Source organism: Viridibacillus soli (assembly GCF_016612995.1).
Classification (GTDB): domain Bacteria; phylum Bacillota; class Bacilli; order Bacillales_A; family Planococcaceae; genus Viridibacillus; species Viridibacillus soli.
Genome location: NZ_JAEOAH010000021.1, coordinates 58723 through 69076, shown reverse-complemented (window position 1 = coordinate 69076; position 10354 = coordinate 58723). Strand labels below are relative to the sequence as shown.

Sequence of the window (10354 nt, the reverse complement as noted above, 5' to 3'; positions counted from 1 at the left end):
TATCCACTTCGATCTGTTGGTACGTTAATTTTATGCGATAGATTATTAGATGCTACAGAACCGTCATGTTGGATATCTCCAATTGGTTCAAGATCAGCACGGGTTAGGGGGTTATTAGGGTTCCATCCTTTTTTTGTAATATAATAGTGCCATTTGCTTGTTCTATGCGGTGCAGTAAATTTCCAGGTGAAAGTATTTTTACCTCCAGTGAGCGTATTCTTAAACCAACGATTAGCTGTTTGTAGATTAAGAATGCCACCAAATTTACCACCAGCAGAAGCAATCTCTTTATCTATCGGCCCATCTTTTGGAAATCCTTTTGGTGCTTCTAAACTCTGTGGTTCATACATTACTTCTCCACAATTTAAGTTAAGGGCTCCATAAGTTGGGCTACATAACGCAGCTCTGCTCCCAGGTTTTTCGACAAATCCATGTGCAGATGTATTTTCAGGAATTAAAGTGGCTCCCAACATCCCAGCTGCAAGTATAACAGCACTCACTCCCGTTTTTTTTATCTTCAGTTTTGTAAAACTAAATGGACATTTATTCTTCATCTTAACTAGCCTCCTTAAATTTTTACTTCAAATGGAAAGACTTAAGCAGATATTGTTCGCGATTATGATTTATCGTCATCTGCCTTAAATAATTGGATAAAAAAATATTAAAACTCAGAATCGGTTCTAGCCAAAGGAAATTGGATAGATGAATAAAATTAATTAAACTACGCAAAGAAAATCAAGATTTAATGATGGAAAACGATATTCTAAAGCAAGCCGCGCTGATTATCAGACGAAATTAGATATTATTAATACCAATATTTGGTGTTAATAATCTATAAAATGCTATAAATTTACTTAACCGTGTATTATTGTATGTTAAAACAGACAGCAAGGCAAGCGTAAATAAGAATTAGCAGATAAAATTGAAATCATCTTCAACTCTAGTCGAAACACCTATTGCACTCGTAAAATTAAAGTCGAGTAGAAATGGTTAACGGAACTCGCAAACGGGGCGCACTTTTCTTCCCTTGAATAGTTAGCTCTTGAATGTAATGACTATGAGCATGGGTTTAATAATATACAAATTCACGGAACATTTGGGGTACGTTAGCCCAGTGGAATTCAGCTGTGATCCTCATAAAAGCTGTAGAGTTTAGTATTGTTAATCCAGAAGATAACATTTGTAGGTCAAATGACAGATAAAAGAACGCTTTAATTGAAGAAAAGGAAAGCACATATATATGATTAATATGTGCTCTCCTTTATTTTTAAAAATTTTTATAATTTGGGCTTCAAAATAGTCAAATTGCATTTCTACAATCTAGGCTCTTCTGTTGTTCACTTTGGGGTTAATGGAATGGTAACTAAAAATTGTACTCCTTGTTCAGTGTTATTTATAGAATAGGTAATAGAAAGGGTTTCAAAAATTTGCTTTACAATATATAAACCTAAGCCACTCCCTCCAGTATTTCGGTTTCTTGATTTTTCGATTCGATAAAACGGGTCGAAAATTTGCTGTAAATCCTCTTCTTTAATCTTTATACCCGTATTGTTGACTTTAATTTGAATATGTTGTTGTTTTGAATCCTCAGTTAGATCTATATATACCTTTTCTCCATGAGGTGAATACATAATCGCATTATGAACAATGTTTTTACAGGCTTTTTCTAAAAGAATACGATCTGTATAAACCAGATGTTGAGAACCAATCTGTTTTATCATTTGGATGTCTTTTTGAGAAGCAAAAAAATCAAGATTTTTTGTGATTGTATTAATTAGTCCCGAAAGATTTACTTCTTCCAATTGTAGTTTAAAAGTATGTTGTTCTAATTTTGACATGCTTAAAATCTCGCGAACCAGTTGTTCCATACTTTCAATAATTTGGTGGTTTTTCTTTAAGTATTGGTCACGATCTTGATACGGGCCAATATTATAGATCATTCCTTCTAAGTATCCTTTCATGACGGTGAGAGGAGTCTTTAATTCATGTGCTACAATTGAAAAAAATTCCCTGCGTTTTTTTTCAATTTCTCGTTCTTTTTCAATATCGCTTTTTAACTGTTGATTCGCTTTCTTTAAATCATGCATAGTATGTTGTAAATTAACTGACATATCATTTAAGCTATTGGATAATTCCGCTAGTTCATCATTGGATCGAACCACAATTTTTTCGGAGAAATCCAAGTTCGCCATTTTTTGTGCCCTTTGATTAATATAAATGAGTGGTTTTGTAATAAACCTTGAATACAAGTAAGCACTACCTACACCAATAACAATTACAATAAAACTAATATAAGGAAGGAAAAGCACTAATACCTGTGAAGCTTCATTAATAGGTTGAAATGTTGCGAACACTACGAGTGTTAAGTTAACATTTTGGAATTGAATAGGTATGGTAGCATTATATGAATTAGGAAGGTTATTTGAATACTCTATCGACCTTGGTTTAGCAAATGTAGCCCTTGATATTCCTTGACTACTTCCATTAATAAAAGAAAAGGAAGGAGAATAAATAATTGTTCCTTCTTGATCTTGAAGGTAGATTAGTGCGTTATTTTTTTGTGCATAATTATCAAGAAGCGGTATTGCATTTTGAAAAGTAAGATCCTTAGATGTATCAATTATTTCTTCTATTCCTGTTTGAAGTTGATCTGTCTTATACTGTTCATAAAATGAAGGGAGAAAGAAGTATAAAGTTAAATACATCACGAATGCAAAGGCTAACAAAATAAGGGAAGTAACCCAAAAGAGCTTATAAGTAATTCGATCCATCTTCATGACTTTTAATATTTTATTCATCGATTTTGTAACCAATGCCTTTAACTGTTTTAATATAAGGTATATCTAATTTTTTTCGTATGTTTTTAATATGTGTATCGATAATGCGCGTTTCACTACAATATTCGTAGCCCCAAGCCTTTTCTATAATTCTTTCTCTTGTAAGTACTTTTTTTTCATTTTGAAGTAGTAGTTGCAGAATTTCGAATTCTTTTGTCGTTAATAGTATTTCAACCTCATTTACATATACTTTATATGCATCACAATCAACATGGACTTCTTTAAAGACTAAATGGTTATCCGTACTTTGATCATAGCTTCTTCTCAGTACTGCTTCGACTCGTCTAATCAGAACATGGAAAGAAAAAGGTTTAGTTATATAATCATCGATTCCAATATCAAAGCCTGTCATTTGATCTTGTTCTTCTTCTAATGCGGTTAACATAATAATTGGTACATTAGACTGTTTTCGAATCATTTGTGCCATTTCAAATCCTCTAAGGTTTGGCATCATCACATCCAAAAGAATTAAATCAAAGGATTGCTTATTAAATTGTTTCATTCCCTCTAATCCATCTGATGCAATTTCAACAATATAGTTTTGTGTCATTAAAAATTGTTTTATTAACTCTTGAATTTCTATGTCATCCTCTACCACAAGAATTTGATAGTTTCTCATTGTATCACCTCTTATAACATTATAACCGTGTTATCTGGAGTTTATGTGAAGAAGAATTTGATATAATAAAGAGACTTTATAGGGAAACTATATTTATTTCGTACTAGCCCCAGATTTAGAGATATGAAATGTGGATATAAAAGCTTCTATACGGACATAAAAAAATCTATGTGGACAGAAAATTTTCTATGCGGACATAAAAAAATCTATGTGGACAAAATTTCCCTAAACTATAAATTTCGAACTCAATTTTGGGAAATAAAGGAGTATCATCAAATGAAAATCACAATTTTCGGCGCAACTGGACGAGTTGGACATGAAATATTACAACGTGCCCTAGCAGATGGTCACGAAGTAACAGCCCTCGTACGATCATTAGGAAAATTAAAACCTCATACTAATCTCCAAATCATCAAAGGCGATGTCAAAAATTACGGAGATGTCACACTAGCCATTGCTCAGGCAGATTCCGTCATAAGCGCCATTGGCACGGATAAAACGACAACGCTATCTGAAGGTATCCCTAATATTATAAAAGCAATGCTGCAACTAAATGTGAAGAGAATCGTCACAATCGGTACAGCCGGCATTTTGGATAGTCGCGCTGAAAAAGGAAAACTACGCTTCCAATCAACTGAGTCCAAACGCAAGCTAACTTTTGCTGCGGAAGAACATGCGAAGGTATTTTACGCATTAAAAGAGACGGAATTAGATTGGACGATTGCGTGTCCAACTTATTTACCCGATGGCGGGGCAACAGGTGTTTATCGTACAGAAAAAAACAGGTTACCACTAAATGGTGAGAAAATTACAGTAGGTGACACAGCCCATTTTGTATATGAGGAGTCACTACAAAATAAATATAATCAATCACGAGTAGGTTTGGCATACTAATTTAGAAAATGTAGTTTCACAAAGAGGAATGGTGAGATCAGATGGGGATGCGTAATAAAGCAATTTTTGCCGCTGTATCTTTAGGTCTAGTATTTGCGGGGTATATGAAAATGAAGAAATCTGCAGTTCAAATGTCATTATTGGCTGCGACGGATAAGCAAGATGTTCATGCTGTGAAAAAACTTTTGAAATCTGAACAGGACATTAACGCTCAAGATAGTAAAGGCCGTACAGCACTAATGATTGCAACATATAATAACGATTTGAAAATTGCAAAAATGCTAATTGAAGCAGGAGCAGATGTGAATATTCAAGACAATATACAAAATTCACCGTTTTTATATGCAGGAGCAGAGGGTTATTTGGACATTGTGAAGCTGACTTCAAAGGCAGGGGCAGATTCGAAAATCACAAATCGCTATGGCGGTATTGCTTTAATTCCTGCATCAGAACATGGGTATGTAGATGTTGTGAAATGGCTCTTAACTGAAACAAATAGTGATGTCAATCATATTAATAATCTTGGGTGGACAGCATTAATAGAAGCAATCATCTTAGGCGATGGTGGTAAACAGCAGCAGGAAACAGTTCGTATTTTATTAGAACATGGAGCTAATCCGAATCTTGCTGACAAAGATGGTGTTACACCACTTGAACACGCAGAAAAGTTAGGTTTCAAGGAGATTGAAACCTTGCTAAGAAAAGCTGGATATTAATAAATTAATTACTAAATTTCAATTATTCGAGGACTCGTCATGATGACGAGTCTTTTTTTGTTTATACATATATCTGTTTACACTTCCAAAATAATACTGTATAGTGCATTACAACAGTAATGCACTCATAAACTATGAGGAAAGGAGGGCTTCAACTTGCAATTAAATAGTGATGGTACAAAGCCGATTTATGTGCAAATTGCGGAGTGGCTCGAGAATGAAATCATTGCAGATCAGCTAAGAACGGATGATAAAGTGTACTCGCAATACCAATTAGCAGAGCTATTCAACATCAATCCGGCGACCGCTGGGAAGGGCTTAACATTACTTTTGGAAGAGCAGATTGTGTACAAGAAGAGGGGGCTTGGCATGTTTGTAACAACAGAAGCAAAGCAGATGATTTTGGTGAAACGGCGAAATGAACGATTAACAACGATGGTTCAAGAAATAGTATTAGAAGCGAGGCGCCTCATGGTATCAGAGGATGAGCTAATTGAGCTAATCAAGTGTGCTCGTAGTGGAGAGGAGAGAAAATGATGACAGTTATTCAATGTGAAAATCTAGAAAAGAAATTCCGTAAAAAGAAGGCTCTACAAAATATTACTTTCCAAATTGAAGGAGAGAAAATCACAGGACTAATAGGTCGCAATGGGACGGGGAAAACGACGCTGCTGCGTATTTTGGCAGGCATGACAAAGCAAACTTCAGGCACCGTTACAATCTTGGATAAGACACCATTCAATAACCTCTTTGTGTCAGCAAATAGCATCCTTATCAATGATCAAATGCAATTTCCTGGTTCATTTAAATTACAAGACATCCTGAATTTCGCACCCGATTTCTATGAGAAATGGGATGCAGAGCTAGCAACACGTTTACTACAATATTTCCGTTTAAGCCCACAATCTTACCATTCCGATTTATCAAAAGGGATGAAAAATACCTTCAATTTTATATTTGGTTTAGCAACACGCTGTACGGTGACGATGTTTGATGAGCCGATCAATGGTATGGATGAAGCAGTGCGTAAGGACGTTTATCGAGCGTTATTAAAGGATTATCTTGCCTATCCAAGAACAATTATTATTTCAAGTCACTTCCTTGATGAAATGGAGCATTTACTTGAAGACATTTTACTTCTTGATGAAGGAAAAGTGGCTTTGCACAAGTCTTTAGATGAACTACGTGAACATGCAATTGGCTTGCAAGGACCAGCTGATGTAGTAAAGAAATGGGCAACGGGATTTGAAATCTTACATGAGAAGCAATTAGCTGGTAATCAGTTATACACCGTATTAAAAGCGCAAGATTGCACGTTCAATGAAAAGCAACTACTGCAAGAGGGTATTTCGTTTATACCTGTATCGGCAGGTGACCTTTGCCTGTATTTGACGAACACGAGAGTGGGGGGTATTGATGATGTTTTTAACGACTAAATCATTTGCAGAAACGCTACAAGCGCAAGTGAAATTTAAGCTCCATGCCTATTTGAGTATGGTCGTGTACTTAATCATTTTACAAGTTGCTGGTATGCTGTTGTTTCTTCTTTTAGGTTCAGCAAATATGTCTAGCAGTTCGGACTTAGTCGAGATGGAGTTTTATGTTTTTACACCGAAACCTATGTTGATTTTATCCAGTTTATGGGCGTTTTATGTGGGAAAACTTATGACGCGACATGATCAACGTGCAGATATTATGCCGTTTGTTACGACGCGTACCTTGAGCAGTATCGCGGATGTGGTTGTGCTAGGGCTGTTAGCTATTTTCACTGGTATAACGGTAATGTTATCTATCTATGTAGTGCGTATTATAGTGATGTTGAAACCTAATCAGAATATTATTTCTGGTGAAAATATGGTCAATGCACCGGGGATATTTATAGAAAATATAATGACTTTTATAGTCTTCATTTTATTAATGACTGCAATAGGATACTTTTTCGGCATGCTAACTCAGCAGTCGAAGTTATGGATTTTCTTCATCGTTGCTGTATCTGTTTTAATGTTATGTTCAGCGTTCGGTCAACAAGTTTTATTAGTCACTATTAAATTAGCAAAATCGGTACCGCTACCGTTATTAGGTACGCCCGTTATTGCAAGCTCAATTCTCTTTGTTTTGGCTACGCTACTGGCGAATAAATTGGAGGTGAGAGGATGACTAATTTAGGTATTGTCCCGGTTTTATTTATACTCCTTATAATTTTACTAGTAGTGACATTGTTACAATCAAAATCTTATCGTACGAAATTAAATCAGCGACCACTTAAAATTTTTATCATTGTTTACGTAGCAATTCTTGCCGTAGCACCGATTATTTACTTCATCTTACCAAAGGAAGAAAAACAGGTACTAACAGATAATGGAAGTGAAAAACTAAATCTTGAAAATAAAGCGCTTCGCGAAGCTTTATTTAAAAATGAAACGGCCTCAATTGATGAGCGATTTTTAATCGATGAATGGACTAGAACATTTAAAGAGAAAGAAATTTATTTAAAAATGGAAAACCCAGATGAAGGTGAAAAAGTAAATATCATTGTACAAACATCAGATAAGGCTAATGAGCAAATTACAGGAAAGTTATATCGAAAAAACTTTATTGAAAATTATATATATATTCCAGATAAGCTAAATAAACCAACTATTATATGGAGAAACGAAAAAACGATGGCAGTCAAAAATCCGACGGCTAAGAAGCTATCATATGTCACAGTAAGTGATAAGTTGAATAAAGGTGGATTTAATAACGAGGAGAGTCATTCGGTAGTAGTAGTAGAAAAGTGGGATGATGATGGTCCGTATTATTTATTGCTGACTATTCCTAAAGATGTAAAAGTGTGGTCTGATGAAGGGCTTCGAATTTATGATTAACGATGGATAGGAAGGGAGAAGGAATAATGTCTTTGATGATGAAAGCTATGAAGGCTCAAATAAAGTTTAAGCTAAATGCCTATTCTGAGGGAATGATTTATTTAATCGTTTTCCAAATTATTGGTGTTGTGCTATTTTCATTCTCTGGCTCAGGACAGATGGGGAGGGGGGCAGGAAATTTTAAGCTAGAAATCAGCTTATACTCACCAGCGGGTATTTTCATACTTTCTGCACTTTGGATGTTCTATGTGGCAGTTAGTTTAACGAGAAAGGAAACACGTCGTGAACTGTTACCGTTTATATGCTTGCCGAAGTTAAGTAGCATATCGGATATAATTATTTTAATAGGTATGAGTGCATTTTTATCTTTTACAGTTATGCTATCGAATTATCTTTTATATGACATTATAGTTTTATTTACAAAGAAAGAATTTTCGGGGAGTATGGCGATATTCGATGAACCAAAAGTGTTCTTTATCAATTTAATCGGTGTCTTTATCGTGAGTATGACTGTTGCTGCATTCGGTTATTTAATCGGAACACTGGTACAAATTTCGAAACTTTTTATCATTGTATTGATCGCACTATTTATAGCTTATGTTAAATCCAAACTGATCCTGTTTATTGGTCATTATTTCTATGAGCAAAACCCACAATTTTTGCCCTTTGCCATTTTCAATATAGCAATCGCCATTAGTTGTTTCTTCATAGCGTATCTCATCAGTTCACGTATGGAGGTGAAGGGCGTATGAGTATATTGGCTTTGATTCTTCCACTAGTTATTATTTTGATTATTGGTACGAGCATTATAGGCAAGCTAACGAAACATTTTAAGCTATCCAAACGTCCTACAAAAAAAATCATACTAATTTACATTGCATTACTTATTGTAGCTTTAGCTATATATCCAGCACTTACGTCATCAAATACGTTACGTATAACAGATGAAGAAATACAGCAACAGATTAAGATAAATAAAACTTTCGAGCAAAATGCATTAGTAAACAAATTAACAGAAGATGATGCAAAATTTCTCGTTGATGAATGGATATATACTTTGAAGGGTGAAGAATTGTATTTGAAGCAGGTATCTCCTGATGAATATATAGAGAAGCAAGTGATCGTTCATTGGACTGATGCAAAAAATCAGCAAATTGAGGGGAAAGTTTATAGTACACGTAGTATTTTATATAACATGGATTTAACAGAGGAAATTGAGCCAACTTTGATTAACTGGACAGATCACCATACATTAACTTTTCAAAAACCTGAAAATAGAATAGAGGGTAATATTTTTACAGATGAAATAGTATTTTTCCCATTTAACAAAGATTATATCTCATTAAATGCGAATGAAGAAGTAGAAGCACAGGGGTCTACTTATGTAGTACTGAAGGTGCCGAAGCATATTAATGTGCAAGACGAAAATGGACTAAGAATGTATCCGCCTGTTGAATAGTGGTGTTATATGAATAGTGATGGTATATGGTGTCAATGATAGCATTGAAGAGCAGAACAATCGGATTAGGAAAAAAAGATTAAAGAAACGAGCGGTGCCCATTGAAGAAAGTCTTTCGCATAATCGTCGGTGTTTTACTGGTTGTTAGTTTTTGCATTTTAAACAACAAATTGCTAGTCACAACGACGTATAAAATTGAATCAAAAAAATTACCGAAGGCCTTCGATGGTATGCGCATTGTTCAAGTTTCGGATCTACATGATGCTACTTTTGGCAATCAACAAGAACGCCTAATCAAAAAGGTGCAAGAAGCGAAACCTAATGCCATTTTCTTAACAGGAGATGTCATTGACCGCAACCGCTATGATTTAGAAGGAAGCATGCAGGCCGTCGCTGGTTTCGTAAAAATTGCCCCGGTTTATTACGTCACAGGCAATCATGAAATTGCGACGAATAGAGTATCTGAAATAAAAGCGGCGCTCACAGAATTGGGCGTCGAAGTGCTGTCGAATAATACGATCCCATTTGAAAAAGACGGAGAAACAATTCAAATTGTCGGTATTGAAGACCCACTTGCAGGAACAGATACACAATCAATGTTAGATACTGCACTTTACCATCAATCAGATACCAGTTTTAAGCTATTACTAGCCCATCGCCCTGAAAAAATGCAAACGTATGCTAAAAACGATATAGATATAACATTTTCAGGTCATGCACATGGTGGCCAATTCCGTTTGCCAGGAGTAGGCGGCCTTATCTCACCAGGGCAAGGTTTTTTTCCGAAATATACAGCAGGGACATTTACAGTCGGCAATATGACACAAGTCATTAGCAGGGGGCTTGGCAACAGTTTAATGCCCGTTCGATTATTGAATTTACCCGAAATCATTGTTGTGGAACTACATTCAACAAAATCTTAAAAAGAGGTCACCAAGAGTTGATAGATCTATCAGCTTTAG

At 35.3% G+C, this 10354-nt stretch carries 12 protein-coding genes; 9 read left to right on the top strand and 3 right to left on the bottom strand.

The genetic code is table 11. The features are described 5' to 3' along the window. The 3 genes from JFL43_RS13885 to JFL43_RS13875 all read right to left on the bottom strand — a co-directional run. On the bottom strand, positions 1 to 554 hold a 554-nt coding region (locus tag JFL43_RS13885), incomplete at its 3' end, for a lytic polysaccharide monooxygenase (RefSeq protein ID WP_200749492.1). A gap of 783 nt (positions 555 to 1337) precedes the next feature. Beyond that, on the bottom strand, positions 1338 to 2798 hold the full coding sequence (locus JFL43_RS13880; RefSeq protein WP_200749491.1) for a HAMP domain-containing sensor histidine kinase: 1461 nt from the start codon (positions 2796 to 2798) through the stop codon (positions 1338 to 1340). Continuing rightward, positions 2791 to 3456 carry a response regulator transcription factor gene (locus tag JFL43_RS13875; protein WP_200749490.1) on the bottom strand — a complete coding sequence of 222 codons (666 nt, stop codon included), beginning with the start codon at positions 3454 to 3456 and terminating at the stop codon, positions 2791 to 2793. The genes JFL43_RS13880 and JFL43_RS13875 overlap by 8 nt, the downstream gene beginning before the upstream one ends. Before the next feature lie 276 nt (positions 3457 to 3732). On the opposite strand from JFL43_RS13875, the gene JFL43_RS13870 reads away from it, so the two are divergent. The 9 genes from JFL43_RS13870 (at position 3733) to JFL43_RS13830 (ending at position 10315) form a co-directional block, all read left to right on the top strand. Further along, entirely contained in the window at positions 3733 to 4350 is a 618-nt protein-coding gene (locus tag JFL43_RS13870; protein ID WP_200749489.1) for an NAD(P)-dependent oxidoreductase, read from the top strand. A gap of 47 nt (positions 4351 to 4397) precedes the next feature. Then, positions 4398 to 5066: an ankyrin repeat domain-containing protein gene (locus JFL43_RS13865; RefSeq protein ID WP_407701984.1), complete on the top strand. Its 669-nt coding sequence runs from the start codon at positions 4398 to 4400 to the stop codon at positions 5064 to 5066. 156 nt (positions 5067 to 5222) lie between these two features. Next, the gene (locus JFL43_RS13860; RefSeq protein WP_100795147.1) at positions 5223 to 5603 is read left to right on the top strand and encodes a GntR family transcriptional regulator; all 381 of its coding nucleotides are present in this window, start codon (positions 5223 to 5225) and stop codon (positions 5601 to 5603) included. Next, positions 5600 to 6502: an ABC transporter ATP-binding protein gene (locus JFL43_RS13855; protein WP_325166684.1), complete on the top strand. Its 903-nt coding sequence runs from the start codon at positions 5600 to 5602 to the stop codon at positions 6500 to 6502. The genes JFL43_RS13860 and JFL43_RS13855 overlap by 4 nt, the downstream gene beginning before the upstream one ends. After that, complete coding sequence (locus JFL43_RS13850) at positions 6483 to 7223, top strand: hypothetical protein (protein ID WP_200749487.1); 741 nt, start codon at positions 6483 to 6485, stop codon at positions 7221 to 7223. Before JFL43_RS13855 ends, JFL43_RS13850 begins: the two co-directional genes overlap by 20 nt. Then, the gene (locus tag JFL43_RS13845) at positions 7220 to 7933 is read left to right on the top strand and encodes a hypothetical protein (RefSeq protein WP_200749486.1); all 714 of its coding nucleotides are present in this window, start codon (positions 7220 to 7222) and stop codon (positions 7931 to 7933) included. Before JFL43_RS13850 ends, JFL43_RS13845 begins: the two co-directional genes overlap by 4 nt. Positions 7934 to 7959: 26 nt before the next feature. Continuing rightward, positions 7960 to 8685 carry a hypothetical protein gene (locus tag JFL43_RS13840; protein WP_200749485.1) on the top strand — a complete coding sequence of 242 codons (726 nt, stop codon included), beginning with the start codon at positions 7960 to 7962 and terminating at the stop codon, positions 8683 to 8685. Beyond that, the gene (locus JFL43_RS13835; RefSeq protein WP_200749484.1) at positions 8682 to 9392 is read left to right on the top strand and encodes a hypothetical protein; all 711 of its coding nucleotides are present in this window, start codon (positions 8682 to 8684) and stop codon (positions 9390 to 9392) included. Before JFL43_RS13840 ends, JFL43_RS13835 begins: the two co-directional genes overlap by 4 nt. A 101-nt stretch (positions 9393 to 9493) precedes the next feature. Further along, on the top strand, positions 9494 to 10315 hold the full coding sequence (locus tag JFL43_RS13830) for a metallophosphoesterase (protein ID WP_200749483.1): 822 nt from the start codon (positions 9494 to 9496) through the stop codon (positions 10313 to 10315). The last annotated feature ends 39 nt before the right edge of the window (positions 10316 to 10354 follow it).

Excerpts from the sequence above, each read along its gene's own strand:
- JFL43_RS13880 (WP_200749491.1), bottom strand. The coding sequence starts at position 2,798 with ATGAATAAAATATTAAAAGTCATGAAGATGGATCGAATTACTTATAAG.
- JFL43_RS13875 (WP_200749490.1), bottom strand. The coding sequence starts at position 3,456 with ATGAGAAACTATCAAATTCTTGTGGTAGAGGATGACATAGAAATTCAA.
- JFL43_RS13870 (WP_200749489.1), top strand. The coding sequence starts at position 3,733 with ATGAAAATCACAATTTTCGGCGCAACTGGACGAGTTGGACATGAAATA.
- JFL43_RS13865 (WP_407701984.1), top strand. The coding sequence starts at position 4,398 with ATGCGTAATAAAGCAATTTTTGCCGCTGTATCTTTAGGTCTAGTATTT.
- JFL43_RS13855 (WP_325166684.1), top strand. The coding sequence starts at position 5,600 with ATGATGACAGTTATTCAATGTGAAAATCTAGAAAAGAAATTCCGTAAA.
- JFL43_RS13850 (WP_200749487.1), top strand. The coding sequence starts at position 6,483 with ATGATGTTTTTAACGACTAAATCATTTGCAGAAACGCTACAAGCGCAA.
- JFL43_RS13845 (WP_200749486.1), top strand. The coding sequence starts at position 7,220 with ATGACTAATTTAGGTATTGTCCCGGTTTTATTTATACTCCTTATAATT.
- JFL43_RS13840 (WP_200749485.1), top strand. The coding sequence starts at position 7,960 with ATGTCTTTGATGATGAAAGCTATGAAGGCTCAAATAAAGTTTAAGCTA.
- JFL43_RS13835 (WP_200749484.1), top strand. The coding sequence starts at position 8,682 with ATGAGTATATTGGCTTTGATTCTTCCACTAGTTATTATTTTGATTATT.